Source organism: Capnocytophaga sp. H4358 (genome assembly GCF_002302515.1).
GTDB lineage: Bacteria > Bacteroidota > Bacteroidia > Flavobacteriales > Flavobacteriaceae > Capnocytophaga > Capnocytophaga canis.
In genome coordinates, this window is sequence record NZ_CP022380.1 from 2,426,439 (window position 1) to 2,445,879 (window position 19,441).

Below are 19,441 nucleotides of genomic sequence, written 5' to 3' on the forward strand. Positions count from 1 at the left end.
TTTACTTCTAGAACGATTGACTTTGGGATTTGTGCTAAGTGATAAAAATAGAGTCTTGATATTGCTGAAAATGATGTAAAAGAGAGAAACTTAGAAATCGGTTGAATGTAGATTTCAGTGAGGTTTGAGATGCTATTTTAACTTCCAAAAGTGTCTAATTAAAAAAGGCTACTTTCAAAAGTAGCCTTTTGGATTTTATTATTTTTTAAATAATTACAATTTTGGAGCTCCCTTAAGTACTTGTGCATCAGCTCCTTCTTCAAATCCTTTATCTTTGAAATTTTGTAAGAATGCTTCCGCTAATTCTTTTGATTTAGCAGCGAATTGAGCTTTATCGTCCCAAGTATTTTCAGGATTCAAGATAGCTTGGTCAGAAACACCTTCGCAAGATTGTGGCACTCCAAATCCGAAAATTGGTAACTCTTTGTACTCAACTTTGTCTAAAGCTCCTGTAAGGGCAGCAGTAATCAAAGCACGAGTATCTTTCAAGCTGCAACGTTTCATTTTTCCGTTGTAACCTGTATTTACTAACCATACGTTTACACCTGATTTTTCGATTTTTTCAGCCAACATTTTTCCGTATTCAGCTGGGTGAAGTGGCATAAATGCTGCTCCGAAACAAGCTGAGAACGTTTTTTGTGGTGTAGTAATTCCTACCTCTGTTCCTGCAACTTTTGAAGTATATCCTGAAACGAACTGATAAGCAGCTTGTTCTGGAGTCAATTTAGAGATTGGAGGCAATACTCCGTAAGCATCAAAAGTTAAGAAGAATATATTTTTAGGATTTTTACCTATTGAACCAGGTTGAATATTAGCTATGTGGTGAATTGGATACGAAACACGTGTATTTTCAGTGATTGAAGTATCTGCAAAATCAACCTCTCCGTTGTGCATAATCACGTTCTCAAGGATAGCTCCTTTTTTGATAGCCGCGAAAATTTCAGGCTCTTTTTCAGGTGTCAAATCTACTACTTTTGCATAGCAACCACCTTCAAAGTTAAATACAGTGTTTTCAGGAGTCCATCCGTGTTCATCATCTCCGATTAGGTGACGGTTAGGGTCAGCTGAAAGCGTTGTTTTACCAGTTCCTGAAAGTCCGAAGAAAATCGCTGTATCGCCATCTTTACCAACGTTTGCAGAACAGTGCATTGGCATTGTGTTTTTGAATACAGGAAGTACGAAGTTAAGTGCAGAGAAAATACCTTTTTTCATTTCTCCTGGATATCCTGTTCCACCGATTAAAGCGATTTTTCTGGTGAAGTTCAAAATAGCAAAGTTTGATTGACGAGTTCCGTCAACAGCTGGGTCAGCCAAGAATCCTGGTGCGTTGATTACCAACCACTCTTCTTTGAAGTTTTCTACTTCGCTGTCTTCCAAACGAAGGAACATATTGTAAACGAATTGTGCACTCCAAGGAAGTTCAGCAATAGTACGAACATTTGTACGATAGTTAGGGTCAGCACAAACGTATCCATCGTGAACAAATAGTTCTTTTCCTGAAAGATACGCCATTACTTTGTCGTAAAGAGCATCAAACTTAGCTGAATCAAAAGGAATATTCACTTTTCCCCACCATACGCGGTCTTTTGTAATGTCATCTTTTACGATGAAACGGTCTTGTGGTGAACGACCTGTAAATTTTCCTGTTTTGATAGACAATGCACCAGAGTTAGCCTCTTCAGCTACACCTTTTGCAATGGCTTCCTTGTGCAACTCGTCAGCTGAAAGTTGGTAGCGCACGTTTGCATTTTTAATTCCGTAATTTTCAACAGAGATTGTGTTTGGTTTACTCATAACTCTTGAATTTTGTAAAATTGTTTATAATTAATTTCTTTATGTTTATATTACGATTTTTATGTCCTTTTTTCGGAAGGTAAAGGTACTAATTTTTTTTGAAATATAAAATGAATTTGATATTTTTTTTATGCAAAAAATACGAATTTCGTATTTTTTTACTTAAAACGTTTGAAACTATCTGAAATACTGATACATATGTTTTCATATTTTTCATTCCAATTACCCTAATAGTAATCACTTTTTCTTTAAATTATCCGCATTTGCAATTAGTCTCATCGTTTCCGCAACCTTTTTTTCTTTTTTTCTTATAGAAAAAAGTACGTATCAAGAAAAAAACGGCTATTATAACTAATGTATAAGCGATAATTTGTTGAATGTCCATTTTCTATTTTTTAAATACTTCAAAATATTGTCTTTCCAAAGTTTCTCTATGGTCGGGGTGGGCGATGTTTATCATTGCTTTGATTCGCTCGTGAATATTTTTTCCAAATAGATGAGCTACTCCATATTCTGTAACTACGTATTGTACATGCGAACGTGTGGTGACTACTCCAGCACCTTGCTTCAAAAATGGAGTGATGCGACTAACTCCTTTTTTGGTCATCGAAGGCAAAGCTATTATTGATTTTCCTCCTTCGCTGAGTGATGCTCCTCGTACAAAATCAATTTGTCCTCCGACACCAGAGTAAAGTCTTGTACCAATGGAATCGGCACACACTTGTCCGGTTAAATCCACTTCAATAGCAGAATTTATGGAAATCATTTTGGGTTGCTGACGAATCACTGCAGGATTGTTGGTGTAGGAAGCTTCTAACAATTCTACAGAAGGGTTGTCATTGACAAAATCATAAAAATCTCGTGAACCCATCATAAACGAAGCTACTACTTTGCCTCGTTCCGATTTCTTTTTTGAACCATCTACCACACCTTGTTTGATGAGGTTGAGCATTCCCTCAGTAAGTAGTTCTGTATGGACTCCCAAATTTTTCAGATGTCCCATTTTTGACAATACTGCGTTGGGGATGTTCCCTATACCTAATTGGAGTGTACTTCCATTCTCAATTAAGTCGATAATATGATTTCCTATCTGATCCTCAATTTCGTCGGGTGTGGTTGGCGACACTGCAAAAATTGGTTCGTCGTGTTGCACTAAATAATCAATATTGTCAATGTGTACAAAGGCATCTCCAAAAACACGAGGCATCCATTTATTAACTTGAGCAACAACTCGCTTAGCGTTTCGCATAGCAGCTTTACAAGCCTCTACGGAAACTCCAATGGAACAATGTCCGTGTATATCGGGAGGTGAAACTTGAATTAAGGCTACGTCTACAGGAATGTGTTTTCGGTCAAATAACAAGGGTAAATCACTCAAAAAAACAGGTGTGTAAGAACCATTACCTGCTTCGAGCGTGTGGCGTACGTTCTTTGATAAAAAGAAAGAGTTTACAAAGAAACTATCCTTATATTTTGGGTCTGCATACGGAGCATCGCCCTCCACATGGATATGTCCAATGGTTACATTTCTCAGTTCGGAAGCCCGTTGTACTAAGGCATCGACCAGTCGATTTGGAACGGCGGCTCCTCCTTGAATATAAATAAAATCATTACTTTTAACGATTTTCAAAGCCTCTTCAGCGGTTGTGTATTTAGTCATATACTTATATGGTGTTATTTTCTTTCAAAGGTACAAATTTTTATGAAAAATACAAGTTTTTTATTTGGCAAAACCTATTTTAGTGGGGTTCGAGTCTTCTTTTAATTCTTTCACATCAATATTAGTCAATTCGGCTAAGGAGTATGGTCTATTTACTTTGATATTTTTATCATTAGATTCTAAATATTTGTTACACTTTTCAACCGATAATTCCTTAAATTTATATTCAGCAATAAGTCTCCCTTTTCGCAAAAGAGCAGGATCTATTTTTGAAATATCGGAATTAAACGTGCCAATCAATTGACACTCCAGCACATCGGACAATATGCCATCAGCGATGTTCAAAATTGACGAAACAACGTCCGTATTGCTATTGAATGTGGTTCGTTCAGCGATGTAGTTCTCACAATCCTCTAATACCAACACCGAATTGTTATTCTCCATTAGTAAACCTATGAATGAAGGGTCAGTGAGTTTTCCTATCATTGTGGTAGGTACGAAGATAAACTTCTTATTTGGAATTTGACTTGTTAACCATTTGATATAATTGGTTTTGCCAGATCCTGCAATGCCGTGGAATAGTATAATGCCTTTGTTCTCATTGGTTAAACTATTTTTTACACGATGATGTACCTCCATAAAATCATCGTTGTACATAGTTTCAAAATCAATGCGATATGGTTTTATGATATGGGTTCTGATTTCAAAACCAAATTTGGTCATCAAAAGTATTGAAACTTTTGATTCCTTTGAAATATGTTTTTCAATATATTCAGAAAAAAGAGTATCTAAATTTTGCTTTGCCTTTGGATTTGTATTTTGGTAATAAACATGGCTTACTTTGAACAATCCCTCTTCAAAAATTTGGTTGTCATATTCATTTGATAAGTTTTTATCAATCAATATAAAAGCCTCTAAATCAGGGTGAAAATAACACTGTTCCGATTCAAAAAGTTCATTTTGTTTGGAAGCGTACTCCACCGTGTAGTAGTCTGTACATTTTTGAAAATGCTTCAATTTTTCACGATGAATGACCAAATCTTCATCCGCAAGATAAATCGATACCATCAAACTGTTGAGCAAGGTTCGAAATGGATTGTTAAACGATAGTATGTTGTGTTTATCAAAAAGTTCGATACGTTCGTCACTATCCAATTGTAGGATTTTTATAGGTCGATAATATTTGGATTCTGTTATTTTCATATACTACATAGATTCTATTTACGGTAAATACTACTTATTTTTGTAATAAAATCATCCGTAAAGTCACTCATTTTTTCGATGATAATGTCCGACTTTGAAAGGTCTTGTACTCCCGAATTAGGATTTTTAAAACCAATACAATGCATTCCTGCACTTTTGGCAGCTTGAACACCGTTTTTGCTATCTTCCAATACCCAAAAATATTGAGCATCAATGTTATATGCTTCAGCTACTTTCAAAAAGATATCAGGAAAAGGTTTGCTGTATTGTACATCGTCCCCACTCATTATTACATCAAAAAAATGTGCTATCTCAACTTTTTTTATGAAATAATCAATTAGTTTTCGTGATGAGGAGGATGCTAAGGAAAGTAAAAAACCTCTGTCTTTTAGTTTTTGTAGAACATATTTAACTCCTTCAATTTCATTGACTTCGATTTGTTCAAACCGTTTATAGAAGTACTCACGGTGAAAAGTTAACAATTCATTTGCCGATTCAGTACGTTTCGCATCTTGTTTTACCTTTTCCCACATGGGAACAGCAGACATTCCTGTTAAGTCTCTTTCGATATATTCTTTTGAAAAAGGAATGCCTAATTGTTCAAAAACTTCGTAAATAATTTGTTGGTGCATGGGTTCGCTATCCACCAAAACACCATCCATGTCAAAAATAAAATGTTTTGTCATTAGTGAAAAATAAACTAATCCAATTTTTTATTAATTACCAACTTGTTCAGAGCTTCGATGGTAACATCTAAATCTTCATAGCTCAGAGCGTCGTTAAGGAAATAACTTTCGAAAGCACTTGGAGGTAGATAAATTCCTTCAGCAAGCATTCCGTGGAAATATTTTTTGAAACGATCAATGTTTCCTTTGGCCGAAGATTCAAAGTCAACAACAGGATTTTCGTTGAAATGTAGTGAAATCATTGAACCAAAGCGATTTATTTGGAAAGGAATGTCGCTTTTGGACATCACTTCTTCAAATCCGCGGTGTAGATATGCGGTTTTTTCTTCCAAACTTTTGAACACCTGTGGATTGTCATTTAATTCCGTAAGCATAGCCAGACCTGCACTCATAGCCAACGGATTCCCACTCAGTGTACCTGCTTGATAGACAAGTCCTTCAGGGGCTAAATGATTCATAATTTCATTCCGAGAAGCAAAAGCACCCACAGGTAGCCCTCCTCCAATAACTTTTCCAAAGGTTACAATATCAGCTTGAATATCAAGCACTTCTTGCGCTCCTCCTTTCGCTAAACGGAAACCTGTCATCACCTCATCAAAAATCAGCAACGTCCCATTTTCTGTACACAGTTTTCGCAAAGCTTCCATAAATCCAGCTTTTGGAGGAACACACCCCATATTTCCTGCTACAGGCTCGATGATTACTCCCGCAATTTCGTTTTTATTGGTTTCAAAAAGAGATTTAACTGATTCAATATCATTGTATTTCGCCAAAAGTGTATCTTTGGCAGTTCCTTGCGTTACGCCAGGGCTGTTTGGACTTCCGAAGGTGGTTGCACCGCTTCCTGCTTGAATCAAAAACGAATCGGAATGTCCGTGGTAACAACCTGAGAATTTGATGATTTTTTCACGTTTAGTATATCCTCTCGCCAAGCGAATGGCACTCATACAAGCCTCTGTTCCGCTGTTCACAAAACGAATCTTATCAATGTTAGGCACCATTGAAACGGCTAATTCTGCAATTTGGATTTCGATTTCTGTAGGGATTCCAAATGAAGTTCCTTTTTTAGCTTTTTCGACAACAGCTTCAACCACAGGAGGATAAGCATGTCCTAAAATCAGAGGACCCCACGAAGCTATGTAGTCAATCAATTTACGTCCGTCTTCGTCATACAAATAAGCTCCTTTGCCTTCCTTAATAAAAATAGGCTCTCCGCCCACAGCATTGAACGCCCGAACGGGTGAATTTACACCACCAGGCAACACTTTTTTCGCTTGAGCAAAAAGCTCACTACTTCTTTTATATATCATTGTGTTAATATATTGATTTTTAATAGTTTATTGTTCGTTTGTTACTACATACGTCATTTCTTTTTCGCGTATTATAGTTTTCCAAACCTAAGCTACAAAGTTACTATTTTTTGAGATTTATAAAAAATATATTTTCATAAAAATGTTATCTATCATAAAAATACTATCTTTGTACAATGGAAAAACTGAATTTTAATGATTATTCATTTCGGATTAAAGAAGTTGATTCTAAGCGTTTTATCTTTGATGAAATCCGTAGAAAATTTGTGGTGTTACAACCCGAAGAGTGGGTGCGTCAGCATGTTATTCGCTATCTGATTCAGGAAAAAGGCTATCCCATATCACTTATAAATGTGGAGAAAGAATTAAAAATAAATGATATATCCAAACGCTACGATATAGTTGTTTTTTCAAAAAACGGAGATATTCTTCTTACGGTAGAATGCAAGGCTCCACAAGTTCAGATTACACAAAAGACTTTTGATCAAATAGCACGTTATAATTTGGTTTTAAAGTCTGATTTTCTGATGATTACTAACGGTTTGAATCACTATTTCTGTACGGTGGATTACGTTCAAAAAAAGTATATCTTCCTCAAAGATTTACCAGCATATTCTGAAATAAAAGGATAAATTCAGACCAATTTTCAAATTTAATGGAAATGTCATATGCTACTTCAAATTACAGAGGTGACTTTTTGAGAGTAGATTAAAAAAGTTAAAAATTTTGTTAGAGAGTAAATTTTCAGTACCTTTGCCCCAAGTTCATACAAAGAACCCCAATGGGGTCGATCGGTTTTGACAGTAAGTCGAATTGAAATGTAAGCATACCGAGCTATGAAATTAATGCTCGTTAATCTCTATTTCAAACTTTTAAATGGCGAGAATAACTACGCTCTTGCTGCCTAATCTGAAGTTTAGTAGGATTTCTGGCTAAGTCTCTACAAGGTAGGGAAGCGAGATGTCTCTGAAAAGCCCTTGTTGACGGCGGTTCGTACAGAGGCACCATAAAAGTCAACATTGAATCGGATGATGGTTTCCGCTGAAGATTCGGATTTTAGGGAACTAAGCGTGTTGTGGGCGGTTTTTGGTCAGCAACGCGACGAAAATCAAACAAAAACTAAGTATGTAGAAAGCCTTTGAATTGCTTATTTGGACGAGAGTTCGATTCTCTCCGACTCCACAATAAAAAAGGATAACTATTTGTAAAAAAGGTAGTTGTCCTTTTTTTGTTTACCAATTTGTACAACCGTTGTACAACCAAAAACCAAACATCTATTTTTTGGGCTTTTTTTCAGATGTAAAAAATTAAATTCTGTAAGTTTTACCACAACCCTTATCACCCGAAGAATTATATCCGCTAGTTATCCAATAGAGAAAAAAATCCTTTTTTAATTGCTAATTTAACAAATTATACGTATCTTTGATGTCCATAATATAAAAATAAATTCACTATCAATGGCATCAACAAAAAAGAAAATACAACTCATTTTAGTTGACCGACGAACAGTAACATTCGTCATTTGTTTGTTAGTATCAATAGTTTTGTGGTCTCTAATTCGGTTATCCAAAACCCTACATCGTGAGTTCAGTGTTGATGTGGCAATTACTAATATCCCTGAGGACATGTTTCTGAATACTTCTCAAAAATATAAAATTAAAATACGAGCCGAAGGTAATGGATATGCTTTGTTAAAGTATTATTCTCAAGGACAAGTGCTTAGTGTGGATTTTAATGATTTGGAGTATATCGGAAACAAACGATACAAACTTTCTAAAAATATTTCCAATAAATTGAATGTAATTTCGAAGAACAACTTCAGAATACAAAACACGTACTCCGACACCATATATGTAGATTTAGAAAAGAAATACACCAAAAGATTACCCTTGAAAGTTAACTTAAACGCTTCCTATCATCGAGAATATCAGTTGACCGATTTAGAAATAATGCCTGATTCAGTCGAAGTTATGGGATTTAAAACAGCTATAGATACCCTTCAAGAGGTGGTGGTCATTTTGGATGGAAGAAAAGAAGTCAAAGAGTCTTTTGAAGCAGTTCATTTTCTGAAAAAATCAGATTTTTTGCAATACAACACGGATAAAATTACGGTTAAAGCGATGGTGGATAAGGTCAGTGAACAAATTATAAAGCTACCTATACAAGTAACGAATATTCCAGAGGGGAGTCAAGTGAAAACCTTTCCGTCAGAGGTTGATGTGTTATGTTCGGGTGATTTGAATTTATTGAAAAACATCAAGCAAGATGATATACAAATAATTGCTGATTATCTTGATGTTCAGGATGATAGCAGGATACCATTAACCATACAAACAACATTGAGGCGTGTCAAGATTACGTTTTTAGGCGAAAATAGAGTAGAATATCTGATTAAAAAAATATGATGGTTGTAGGACTAACGGGAGGTATAGGCAGTGGAAAAACTACCATTACAAGAATGTTTCAAGATTTAGGAATTCCGGTCTATATTTCTGATATTGAGGCACAAAAAGTTATTGAAACTGACCCTGTGGTCAAGCGAAGAATTATTAAAGAATTTGGCGAGTTGGCGTATATTGATGGAAAGTACAATCGCAGATATATAGCAGATATTGTGTTTAATGATAAACATAAATTACAAAATTTAAACAATATTGTACATCCTGCATTAGCGCTACATTTTCAGAGATGGAAAGATATGCAAAAATCTCTATATATTATTAAAGAAGCTGCAATTCTTTTTGAAAGTGGTGCCTATAAGCAATGTGATTATATCATTACGGTAACGGCTCCCGAGCAGGAAAGAATACGCCGAGTGGTTGAAAGAGACCAAGTTACAGAGAAATTGGTGAGGGAGCGAATGCGAAATCAATGGACGGACGAAGAACGTATAAAATTGTCTGATGAAGTGGTCGATAACATAAACATTCAAGTATCTTTGTTAAAAGTCAAAGAAATACATTCTAAATTAATAAAAAAGTTGCGAAATCGTCAATAAACCAAATTTTGTAGTTAAATATATGTTAAAAATTAGAGGTGCAGAAAAAAATGTATTAGTTTTGTGCAATGAATAAGAGATTGAACATAATAACCGTTGTTTTGATGACCATTTCGCTGATAGGAATCATCCTTATTCAGGGGTATTGGATAAAGTCAGCAATTGATAAACAACAGGAGGCTTTTTCTCACTCTATTCAACAGGTGCTCAGTTCAGTAACTGCCAGTTTGGAGAGCCAAGAAGTGAATAAATATATAGCTCAAATTATTGAATTACGTGAAAAAGACAGCACGTTAATTTTGAAGGATTCATATTTGAGAGAGTTTATGTATGTTCAGGAGAATAAAAATACCAAAGAAACGTTCATTTACAAACATGGAATTTTACAAGAGGATTATAATCTTCCGACCAATGGGTTTAATGGTATTTCATCCAACGATACGGTTTTATTCAAAAACTACATCAGTCAGCAGACGGAACAGAAAATAACGTATGCTACTGAGCTGGACAATCAGATTGCACCCAGTATTGAAACCTACCAAAAATTGAGTCGATTGCCTCAAATTGAGAAACTGATGTTGGAGGAATCCATAAAAAATATTTCTCAAAAATTGTCCGTGGTGGATAGAGTTTCTGCAGAGCAGATTCAAAATGCAGTGCAACAGGAATTAGATAAGCGAAATTTAAATATGGAGTTTGATTTTGCGATCTACAATCGAAATATATTATCCAGCATACGATCCAAATATTTTGATTCCACCAAAGGTCAGGAATATCGAATGCCTCTTTTTAACACAAGCTCAGGGGATTCTCGTTATGAGCTGGCATTGACCTTTCCGCAACGAGAACACTATATGTTTTCATCTGTTATTGTAATTTCTTCATTATCAATGGTTTTTATGATAATCATAATTGGAGTTTTTACCATAACGTTGAATCAAATGTTGACTCATAGGAGAATTTCTCAGATCAAGACGGATTTTATAAACAATATTACGCATGAATTTAAAACTCCCATTGCGACCACCAATTTGGTGTTAGATGCCATAAAAAATCCGATGACTATCAATAATCCTGAGAAAATATTGACCTATATCAATATGCTTCGGGAGGAGAATAAACGAATGCACTCTCAGGTAGAGAATATTTTGCAAATTTCACGGATTGATAAAGGCGAACTTGACCTTTCAAAAGAACCTTTGGATGTACATCTGTTATTGGAAATTGCAATAGGACACGTACAAATGATGTTACACGAGCGTAGCGGAATGATTCGTACTCATTTTGAAGCCGAAAATAGCGATATTTCAGCCAATGAATCGCATTTTACCAATGTTTTGATTAATATTATCGAAAATGCAATTAAGTATTCACCAAATCCACCTGATATTGATATTTATACTGAAAATATAAAAAATAAGATACTTATAAAAGTTAAAGACCGAGGGCAAGGAATGAGTAAACAAGCTGTGAAACAGGTTTTTCATAAGTTTTATCGTGAACACACAGGCGATTTGCATAATGTAAAAGGACATGGATTGGGACTTGCTTATGTGAAACGTATTGTTAACCACCATGGTGGAACCGTCTACGTGGAAAGTGAAAAAGGCAAGGGTAGTACTTTTTTTATTAAAATGCCTACAATTTGATTCATTTCTAACAAATATATAAACTACATAACGAAGAAAGCTAAATTAATCAGTATAACCTTTAAAAATAGAATATTATGACAGATGAAACAGAAAGAGGGTACGACATCAAATCCATGGGAGCAAACAAAAGAATCCTTTTGGTGGAAGATGACCCTAACTTTGGAACAGTGTTGAGAGACTACTTAGTAATGAGTGGTTTTGATGTGTCATTGGCTAAAAATGGTATGGAAGGTTTTGAAAAATTCAGAAAGGAGATGTTTGATCTTTGCATTTTGGATGTTATGATGCCTTATAAAGACGGATTTACCTTAGCCAAAGAAATACGCGAGAAAAACGAGAAAATTCCAATCATATTCTTGACAGCAAGAACGATGCGTGAGGACATCATTAAAGGATACAAAGTTGGAGGTGATGATTATTTGAATAAGCCGTTCGATTCTGAAATTCTGTTGATGAAAATTCGTTCCATGTTACAAAGAAAAGCAGTGGAAACGGTGGCTGATAGCAAGAAATTTGAATTTGAAATTGGCGATTTCTTCTTTAACTCAAAGTTGAGATTCCTCAAATATAAAGATGAAGAACCTGAAAAATTATCACCAAAAGAGAACGAATTGCTTCGTTTGTTAGCGTTACATGAAAATGATTTGATGCCCCGAGAGTTGGCATTGGCTAAAATTTGGAAGGACGACAATTATTTCACCTCAAGAAGTATGGACGTTTATATCGCCAAGTTGAGAAAATATTTGAAAAAAGATGAAAAAGTAGAGGTATTGAACATCCATGGGGAAGGTTTCCGATTATTAACTAATCGTGAGGAAGAATCCTTTATTTAAAAAAATGTAATTGTAATATTTTTATAGGAGCTGTCCAAAAAGTCATTAGCTCAAGGTGTGCTTTTTGGACAGTTTCTTCTTTTTATTTTCATATAAATATTTATGTCATTAAAACTCAAAGGATACATTTTAGCACTTGTTTCAGCGATCACATATGGAATGATTCCACTATACATGATTCCAATAAAACAGAGTACCTTATCGTTAGACGATGCTCTGTTTTATAGGTTTGCCATCGGGAGTGTTTTTATTTTAGGTTTTTTGATATATCGTAAGGAACGATTGCAGGTTAATTTTCGTGAATTATTGATTTTTAAAATCTTAGGTTTGTTGTACGCTTTGTCATCCGAGTTTTTATTTGCAGCGTATGATTATCTTACGCCAGGCATAGCTTCAACCATATTTTTCATGTATCCGATTGTGGTAGCATTGATTTTAGGACTATTTTTCAAGGAAAAAATCACATTAGCTACCGTTATCTCCTTGTTGATTGTGGTTTTAGGAGTCGGATTTCTGAGCGTAAAGGACACTGATTCTTTTTCCATTAACTTCTTTGGACTGTTCATCGGTTTGATGGGGGCTGTTATTTATGGAATATATATGGTAGTAGTCAATAAATCAAAGTTAACAGCATCAGGAATTAAAATTACGTTCTATTCGATGTTGTTTTCGAGTATTTATTTTTTAGTTAAATCTATGATTATTAATGGTTTTGTAGAGATTCCGACAGTTGATATGGGAATACACTTGACCGCTTTTTCACTCATTACAACAGTGCTTTCAATTTTGACTTTAGTCTATGCGATTTACTATATTGGTTCTACTCCCACAGCCATTATAGGAGCTGTGGAACCGATTGTAGCAGTGGGTATTAGTGTATTTCTTTTTGGAGAATTACTCACAAAAAATTTGATTTTCGGTGTGTTACTTATCATCACAGGAGTGCTTATTAGTATTCTTTTTGAACGAAAAAAAGGAAAAAGTAAATAACTATGCACTTAGATTCAACTCCCAAGTGCAATTTTTTATGCCACGAATTTATAAAATAAATTCTTAGGTTCTTCAAAATCTAATGTTATTACTCACTTTTTATAGTTTTTAAAGTTAAGGTGTTAGTGATGATCTTCGAAGTTCTCGGTCTTCGGTTAATTTTATGTTGAGTTTCTTTTATTTTTTTTCTTTGCTAATTTCCTCAAAATAAGTACCTTTACGGATATATTGTCGTACAAGTTTATTGGTGTTTTCACTCAATCCTCGCTCCCAAGAACAATACGGATTGGCAAAATAAAAATCACAACTCAATTTTTGTCCATTATACCTGAATTTACAAAAAAAAACAGGAAACCCATAAATAAAAGAGACCGTCTTTCCTGACAGTCTCTTTTTCCTAATTGATAATTTATTTATGCATCACTCCAATTATCTTGAATAATTTGGAGCTTCTTTGGTAATAGTAATGTTATGTGGGTGGCTTTCTGCGATTCCACTTGCTGTAATACGTACAAAACGAGCCGTTTCTTTCAGAGTTTTAATGTCTTTTGCACCACAATAGCCCATACCTGCGCGCAATCCTCCTATAAATTGGTGCATACTCTCTTGAAGTTCACCTTTGTAAGCTACACGTCCCACAATTCCTTCAGGAACTAATTTTTTGATATCATCTTCCACATCTTGGAAATAACGGTCTTTACTTCCTTGTTTCATAGCTTCGACCGATCCCATACCTCGGTATGATTTGTATTTTCTTCCCTCAAAAATAATGGTTTCCCCAGGAGATTCTTTGGTTCCTGCCAATAGAGAACCTAACATTACACAGTCAGCACCTGCAGCAATCGCTTTGACAATATCGCCTGTGTAACGAATTCCACCATCTGCAATCACTGGTACTCCTGTACCTTTAAGTGCATTAGCAACGTTCATAACTGCTGACAATTGTGGATAGCCTACACCGGCTACCACACGAGTAGTGCAAATAGAGCCTGGCCCAATACCTACCTTCACCGCATCAGCTCCGTTTTCAGCCAGATAAAGAGCAGCTTCAGCCGTAGCAATATTTCCTACAACTACGTCCAATTCGGGGAATTTTTCTTTTACAGCTTTCAAAACAGACACCACACCTCGGGTATGCCCATGAGCCGTGTCGATGATAACTGCGTCTACTCCTGCATAGACCAATGCTTCAGCACGTTCTACGGCATCCGAAGTAACTCCTAATGCGGCAGCCACACGTAATCTACCAAATAGATCTTTGTTTGATATGGATTTCTCTTGCAGGTTAGCGATGTCACGGAAAGTGATAAGTCCTACAAGTTTGTTGTTTTTGTCTACAACAGGAAGTTTTTCAATTTTATGTTTTTGTAATATCTTTTCGGCTTCTTTCATTGAAGTACCTTCCGCTGCTGTAATAAGATTTTCAGAAGTCATTACTTCTACAATGGGGCGATTGCCGTTTTGTTCAAAGCGTAAATCACGATTTGTAACAATACCTTTGAGCGTACCATCCGCATCAACAATCGGGATTCCTCCAATGCTGTTTTCTTTCATACTCCTTTGAGCATCAGATACTTTTGCTTCTAAATTAAGCGTTACAGGGTCGATAATCATTCCGCTTTCCGCTCTTTTCACTTTGCGAATTTGCTTAGCTTGTTCTTCAATCGTCATATTCTTATGAAGTACACCAATGCCACCTTCACGAGCCATTGCAATAGCCATCGCAGCTTCTGTAACTGTATCCATCGCAGCCGAAATGATAGGAACGTTTAGCGTAATATTTTTTGTGAATTTGGTTGAGATAACCACTTCTCGCGGAAGTACTTCGGAATAGTTCGGAATGAGTAGTACATCATCGTAGGTCAATCCTTCTCCTACTATTTTTTCTTGAAAATTCATAAAGCAACTTGAAATTTTGTTGCGTGCAAATGTACTACTTTTTTTTGAAATAAAAAAGAGTTCCCTCACTACTATATGATTTCGTTGACCATACTGGTGTACATTAGACAAGATATTTTCTCCGTCCTAACAGAATTTACTTCATTTTCCACTTCTCTAAATGAGGAATGACGTGATATGCAGTCAAATCAAATTGAATAGGAACTACGGAGATATATCCGTTTGCTAATGCCCATTCGTCCGAATCGTCTCCTCCGTCTTCATTCACGAACTTACCAGTCATCCAATAGTAATTCCGTCCCTGTGGATTTGTTCGTTTGTCAAATTCTTCAATCCAACGAGCTTGGGCTTGTCTACATATTTTGATACCTTTGATGGCTTCCTTTTTCAATTTAGGAATATTTACATTTAGGACTACTCCTTTTGGTAATCCATTTTTTAATACATTGATTGCTATTTGCTTAACAAAATCGCGAGCTTCCTCAAAGTTTGCGTCCCAACTGAAATCAAGTAATGAAAAACCTATAGCAGGAATCCCTTCAATACCCGCTTCAACTGCAGCACTCATCGTTCCTGAATAAATTACATTTATGGATGAATTTGAGCCATGGTTGATACCACTAACACATAAGTCAGGTTTACGTTTTAATACTTCGTACTTGGCTATTTTTACACAATCTGCGGGTGTACCACTACATGTGTATTCTTTTTGGACTCCATCATCGATGTGTATTGGTTCGCAGTACAGGGTTGAATTGAGTGTAACGGCGTGTCCCATACCACTTTGTGGAGAATCAGGAGCAACCACCACCACATCTCCGATTTCGTTCATTATTTTTATTAAGCAGCGTATTCCTGGAGCTGTAATTCCGTCATCATTTGTGATTAAAATCAATGGTTTTTTAGTCATAATTATCTGAATGTGTGTTTTAAATCTACCAACTAAATGTTTCTTCAATGTCCCAATTGGCTCGTAGCTCAATTTCTTTTGGATGATGAATAATTTTTTCAGCTTGTTGGCGTTTTAGAAAGTTACCAGTATCCCATTTTTTATTACCATTCTTGTCTTCTATGATACGCAAACGATATTTTTTAGGAGGCACAGCTTCAAAAATATATTGATTTTCAGGTTTTTCAGTGTATAGTTCACGATGAACATCTCCTTTCTCATCTGTAAGTTGAATTAGTATAGGATAATCCACTTCGCCTTTTAGTGTAAGTTTCAATACGGAATACTCGTCCTGTTTTTTGGTTCTTAGTTTCACTTCCAGAGTATCATTTGTTTTTCCAAAAAAATCAATCATCGCATCGGGAAATGCTTTTACTCGGTATGATTCACCGTATTTCGCGTCGAAAACAATCAAATATTCCAATCTATCCTCACTTAATTTTGTTTTGAACGGAATTCTAATAGAGTCCTTTTCAAATACTTGTACCTTTGTAGTGTCCGTTTTCATTATTGGGATATTTGACTTCCATCCGAAATATTTTCCTTTTGGAAGATCTCCTGAAAATAGATTTGAAATTTGCAAACTATCGGGCTTCATTTTTCGCAAACGTGTGGTGAATGTGTCTATCTTTTCACCTTTTGTAATTGTAAATCTTAAAGAATCTTGTTTGGGAGAAAACCAAAAATTAAGAGTGTCCTTTTTAGGTTCTTTGGATATAACATACTTAAAATCATTAGTTTGTTTTGATATAGGTTCGATTTTTACATTATCCGTATCTCCTTCAAATCCGAATATGAATCGATTTTCAGACGCTTGTATTGGACGAGCCGCTTTGTAGTTCCACTTCTCTTTAAAAAGCGTAAGTTCATATGAAATAACAGTATCTCCTTTCACAAAAATAGGTTGCTCAAGAAATGCAATTTTATCTTCTTTTTGATTGAAAAGATAGTTGTTATTCTTATCTTGCATTGCCATCAGCATATATTTTCCTTCTCTTATATGGTTGATTTCGAAAGTGTTAAGACTGTCGTTCGCGTATCCGATATATAAAGGCTTATTTTTATAAACTACGGAATCTTTATAGGACTCATTATATTCATAAAGCATCACCACAATTGATTTATCAGGTTTTGATTTTAAAGCATCTTTTATTTTTCCTGTGACTTTTAATGAATCAATAAATTTTCCTGTTGAGAATACATATTTAAAATCTTTATAAACATTTCCTTCGTTATAATCTTGAATACTATTTCCAAAATTAAAAACATAGGTTGTGTTTGGTTTAAGTGTATCTAAAATACTGATTTCCAAATTTCTTGAAGCGTTCATAGGACTGACTATGGGAAAATTTTCCATAGGAGGAGAAACTATGAGCTGTTTACGCAAATCCTTAATTGTAACAAGCTCATCAAAAACCATACGTATTTTTTTCTTATCAAATCCAGTTGTTGCAGAGGGTGGCGTTACCTGTAATAAAACTGGAGGTGTTTCATCTTTTGGGCCTCCTGTAGGTGAACCTCGTCTAGCACAACGTAAAAATATTGATAATGAGATGATTAAAACAATGAAATATCCGTATTTTTTTAGCATATTCCTAAAATTATCTTCTTTTGACAAATTACAACCCACAAATGTACTATTTTTTTTTCACTTCGCAACATCAAAAAACGAGGTAAATACCAAGAATTTCGTAGTTTTCCGATAAAAACCATTCATTTTTTGGATTAACTAACTTTATTATTAATTCTTATCATTGATTAAATTGCAAATAGAATTATTAGTTTGACAAAAAAAGAAAATGCAAACCTCCATAGATAGAGATTTGCATTTAAAAAAAAGATCGTTTACCTAAAGTCCTCGTCTTACGCTAACATCGTAACAGGATTTTCGATATAAGTTTTCAATGTTTGCAAAAACTGAGCTCCCGTAGCTCCGTCGATAGTACGGTGGTCACAAGCTAAGGTTACTTTCATTGTGTTACCCACAACAATTTGTCCGTTTTTCACCACAGGTTTTTCCACAATAGCTCCTACTGACAGAATTGCTGAGTTCGGTTGATTGATAATTGAAGTAAATTCTTCAATGCCGAACATACCTAAGTTTGACACCGTGAAGGTACTTCCTTCCATCTCAGCAGGAGTCAATTTTTTATTTCTGGCGCGTCCTGCCAAATCTTTTACCTGTCCACCTATTTGAGTAAGCGACAGGCTATCTGTGAATTTTAATACAGGAACGACTAAACCGTCTTCTACAGCTACAGCAACTCCTATATGTACGTGTTGGTTGTAAACCGTTACATCGCCTTTCCATGATGTGTTTACCTGTGGATGTTTTTTCAATGCCATTGCACACGCTTTCACAACCATATCGTTAAACGATACTTTGGTGTCAGGCAATTTGTTAATTTCTGAGCGTGAGTTTATTGCATTTTCCATATCAATTTCGATAGTCAGGTAGTAATGTGGAGCTGTGAATTTCGATTCGGATAAACGTTTAGCAATTGTTTTACGCATTTGTGAATTTTTCACTTCTTCAACATTTTCCACACCTGCAGGTACGAACGAAGTCACCGATGTAGCAGTTGGTTTTTCTGCATTTTGTGATTGAACTGATGGAGTGAAGTTTTCTACATCTTTCTTTACAATACGTCCGTTTTCGCCTGAACCTTTCACTTGCGAAAGATTTATACCTTTATCCTGTGCAATTTTCTTGGCTAAAGGAGATGCGAATACACGATCGCTATTATTATCAGCAGTTGTAACAACAGGGGTGCTGACCACTGGTTTTTCTTGCTCTTTTTTTACTTCAGATTTTGTAGGTGTTGAAGCTGGTTTGGCAGAGCCTCCTCCCGCAATCACAGCACTTACATCGGTGCCAGCTGGCCCGATAATAGCTAAGAGAGCATCAACAGAAGCTGATTCACCTTCTTTTATACCTATATGCAAAAGCGTTCCTGAATAGAACGATTCAAACTCCATTGTAGCTTTGTCAGTTTCAATTTCAGCTAAAATATCACCTTCCTGTACTTTGTCGCCAACTTTTTTCAACCATGTAGCTACGGTTCCTTCGGTCATGGTATCGCTCAAACGAGGCATTGTAACAATTTCAACTCCTGCAGGAATCGAAGCTAAAGGTTCTGATGTTTCGATTGGTTCTGGTTTGCTTTCTGCTACGGGTTGTACAGGTGCTGCACCTTGTGAAATTAGAGCTGAAATGTCTTCGCCCTCTTTTCCAATAACAGCGAGAAGTGTGTCTACCTTAGCGGTTTCTCCCTCTTGCAGCCCGATGTGAAGCAACGTACCCGCATAGAACGATTCAAATTCCATAGTAGCCTTATCGGTTTCGATTTCGGCTAAAATATCACCTTCTTGAATTTTATCTCCAACTTTTTTAAGCCATTTTGCAACAACACCTTCTTCCATAGTGTCGCTCAAACGTGGCATGTTAATGATTTTTGCCATTTTTT

16 protein-coding genes and 1 other RNA gene are annotated in these 19,441 nt (G+C 35.6%); 7 read left to right on the forward strand and 10 right to left on the reverse strand.

The window, feature by feature from the left end:
* Positions 1–213 precede the first annotated feature (213 nt).
* From pckA to hemL, 6 genes are all read right to left on the reverse strand, one after another.
* Entirely contained in the window at positions 214–1,794 is a 1,581-nt protein-coding gene (gene pckA / locus CGC49_RS10175; RefSeq protein ID WP_042343344.1) for a phosphoenolpyruvate carboxykinase (ATP), read from the reverse strand.
* A 253-nt stretch (positions 1,795–2,047) separates the two neighbouring features.
* Entirely contained in the window at positions 2,048–2,179 is a 132-nt protein-coding gene (locus CGC49_RS10180; protein WP_095894299.1) for a FeoB-associated Cys-rich membrane protein, read from the reverse strand.
* Between the two features lie 3 nt (positions 2,180–2,182).
* Positions 2,183–3,454, reverse strand: coding sequence for an acetyl-CoA hydrolase/transferase family protein (locus tag CGC49_RS10185; protein ID WP_042343345.1), 1,272 nt, complete (start codon positions 3,452–3,454; stop codon positions 2,183–2,185).
* Positions 3,455–3,514: 60 nt separating this feature from the next.
* Entirely contained in the window at positions 3,515–4,657 is a 1,143-nt protein-coding gene (locus CGC49_RS10190) for an AAA family ATPase (RefSeq protein WP_042343346.1), read from the reverse strand.
* A 14-nt stretch (positions 4,658–4,671) separates the two neighbouring features.
* Positions 4,672–5,343, reverse strand: a complete 672-nt coding sequence (locus CGC49_RS10195) for an HAD family phosphatase (protein ID WP_095894301.1) — start codon at positions 5,341–5,343, stop codon at positions 4,672–4,674.
* A gap of 14 nt (positions 5,344–5,357) precedes the next feature.
* Positions 5,358–6,653, reverse strand: coding sequence for a glutamate-1-semialdehyde 2,1-aminomutase (gene hemL / locus CGC49_RS10200; protein WP_095912557.1), 1,296 nt, complete (start codon positions 6,651–6,653; stop codon positions 5,358–5,360).
* Between the two features lie 176 nt (positions 6,654–6,829).
* On the opposite strand from hemL, the gene CGC49_RS10205 reads away from it, so the two are divergent.
* The 7 genes from CGC49_RS10205 (at position 6,830) to CGC49_RS10235 (ending at position 13,126) form a co-directional block, all read left to right on the forward strand.
* Positions 6,830–7,285, forward strand: a complete 456-nt coding sequence (locus tag CGC49_RS10205; protein ID WP_042343349.1) for a type I restriction enzyme HsdR N-terminal domain-containing protein — start codon at positions 6,830–6,832, stop codon at positions 7,283–7,285.
* A gap of 151 nt (positions 7,286–7,436) precedes the next feature.
* Positions 7,437–7,838: a transfer-messenger RNA gene (gene ssrA / locus CGC49_RS10210) on the forward strand.
* Between the two features lie 272 nt (positions 7,839–8,110).
* On the forward strand, positions 8,111–9,058 hold the full coding sequence (locus tag CGC49_RS10215; RefSeq protein WP_095912558.1) for a hypothetical protein: 948 nt from the start codon (positions 8,111–8,113) through the stop codon (positions 9,056–9,058).
* Positions 9,055–9,651, forward strand: a complete 597-nt coding sequence (gene coaE / locus CGC49_RS10220) for a dephospho-CoA kinase (protein ID WP_095912559.1) — start codon at positions 9,055–9,057, stop codon at positions 9,649–9,651. The genes CGC49_RS10215 and coaE overlap by 4 nt, the downstream gene beginning before the upstream one ends.
* A gap of 68 nt (positions 9,652–9,719) precedes the next feature.
* Positions 9,720–11,300: a sensor histidine kinase KdpD gene (locus CGC49_RS10225; protein ID WP_095912560.1), complete on the forward strand. Its 1,581-nt coding sequence runs from the start codon at positions 9,720–9,722 to the stop codon at positions 11,298–11,300.
* Positions 11,301–11,377: 77 nt separating this feature from the next.
* The gene (locus CGC49_RS10230) at positions 11,378–12,136 is read left to right on the forward strand and encodes a response regulator transcription factor (RefSeq protein WP_231549989.1); all 759 of its coding nucleotides are present in this window, start codon (positions 11,378–11,380) and stop codon (positions 12,134–12,136) included.
* Positions 12,137–12,238: 102 nt separating this feature from the next.
* Positions 12,239–13,126: a DMT family transporter gene (locus CGC49_RS10235; protein ID WP_095912561.1), complete on the forward strand. Its 888-nt coding sequence runs from the start codon at positions 12,239–12,241 to the stop codon at positions 13,124–13,126.
* 429 nt (positions 13,127–13,555) lie between these two features.
* On the opposite strand, the gene guaB is transcribed toward CGC49_RS10235, so the two are convergent.
* From guaB to CGC49_RS10260, 4 genes are all read right to left on the reverse strand, one after another.
* Positions 13,556–15,025, reverse strand: coding sequence for an IMP dehydrogenase (gene guaB / locus CGC49_RS10245; RefSeq protein ID WP_095894306.1), 1,470 nt, complete (start codon positions 15,023–15,025; stop codon positions 13,556–13,558).
* 136 nt (positions 15,026–15,161) lie between these two features.
* Positions 15,162–15,935, reverse strand: a complete 774-nt coding sequence (gene surE, locus CGC49_RS10250; RefSeq protein WP_042010427.1) for a 5'/3'-nucleotidase SurE — start codon at positions 15,933–15,935, stop codon at positions 15,162–15,164.
* A 25-nt stretch (positions 15,936–15,960) separates the two neighbouring features.
* The gene (locus tag CGC49_RS10255) at positions 15,961–17,565 is read right to left on the reverse strand and encodes an Ig-like domain-containing protein (RefSeq protein WP_095912562.1); all 1,605 of its coding nucleotides are present in this window, start codon (positions 17,563–17,565) and stop codon (positions 15,961–15,963) included.
* A gap of 272 nt (positions 17,566–17,837) precedes the next feature.
* Positions 17,838–19,436 (reverse strand): pyruvate dehydrogenase complex dihydrolipoamide acetyltransferase, encoded by a 1,599-nt coding sequence (locus CGC49_RS10260; protein ID WP_095912563.1) that lies wholly within the window; start codon positions 19,434–19,436, stop codon positions 17,838–17,840.
* Positions 19,437–19,441: the final 5 nt, after the last annotated feature.

Bases quoted from the DNA above. Each gene is read 5' to 3' on its own strand.
- CGC49_RS10205 (WP_042343349.1), top strand. From the start codon at position 6,830: ATGGAAAAACTGAATTTTAATGATTATTCATTTCGGATTAAAGAAGTT.
- guaB (WP_095894306.1), bottom strand. From the start codon at position 15,025: ATGAATTTTCAAGAAAAAATAGTAGGAGAAGGATTGACCTACGATGAT.
- surE (WP_042010427.1), bottom strand. From the start codon at position 15,935: ATGACTAAAAAACCATTGATTTTAATCACAAATGATGACGGAATTACA.
- CGC49_RS10225 (WP_095912560.1), top strand. From the start codon at position 9,720: ATGAATAAGAGATTGAACATAATAACCGTTGTTTTGATGACCATTTCG.
- CGC49_RS10260 (WP_095912563.1), bottom strand. From the start codon at position 19,436: ATGGCAAAAATCATTAACATGCCACGTTTGAGCGACACTATGGAAGAA.
- CGC49_RS10235 (WP_095912561.1), top strand. From the start codon at position 12,239: ATGTCATTAAAACTCAAAGGATACATTTTAGCACTTGTTTCAGCGATC.
- CGC49_RS10185 (WP_042343345.1), bottom strand. From the start codon at position 3,454: ATGACTAAATACACAACCGCTGAAGAGGCTTTGAAAATCGTTAAAAGT.
- coaE (WP_095912559.1), top strand. From the start codon at position 9,055: ATGATGGTTGTAGGACTAACGGGAGGTATAGGCAGTGGAAAAACTACC.
- CGC49_RS10195 (WP_095894301.1), bottom strand. From the start codon at position 5,343: ATGACAAAACATTTTATTTTTGACATGGATGGTGTTTTGGTGGATAGC.
- CGC49_RS10215 (WP_095912558.1), top strand. From the start codon at position 8,111: ATGGCATCAACAAAAAAGAAAATACAACTCATTTTAGTTGACCGACGA.
- CGC49_RS10190 (WP_042343346.1), bottom strand. From the start codon at position 4,657: ATGAAAATAACAGAATCCAAATATTATCGACCTATAAAAATCCTACAA.
- pckA (WP_042343344.1), bottom strand. From the start codon at position 1,794: ATGAGTAAACCAAACACAATCTCTGTTGAAAATTACGGAATTAAAAAT.
- hemL (WP_095912557.1), bottom strand. From the start codon at position 6,653: ATGATATATAAAAGAAGTAGTGAGCTTTTTGCTCAAGCGAAAAAAGTG.
- CGC49_RS10255 (WP_095912562.1), bottom strand. From the start codon at position 17,565: ATGCTAAAAAAATACGGATATTTCATTGTTTTAATCATCTCATTATCA.
- CGC49_RS10230 (WP_231549989.1), top strand. From the start codon at position 11,378: ATGACAGATGAAACAGAAAGAGGGTACGACATCAAATCCATGGGAGCA.
- CGC49_RS10180 (WP_095894299.1), bottom strand. From the start codon at position 2,179: ATGGACATTCAACAAATTATCGCTTATACATTAGTTATAATAGCCGTT.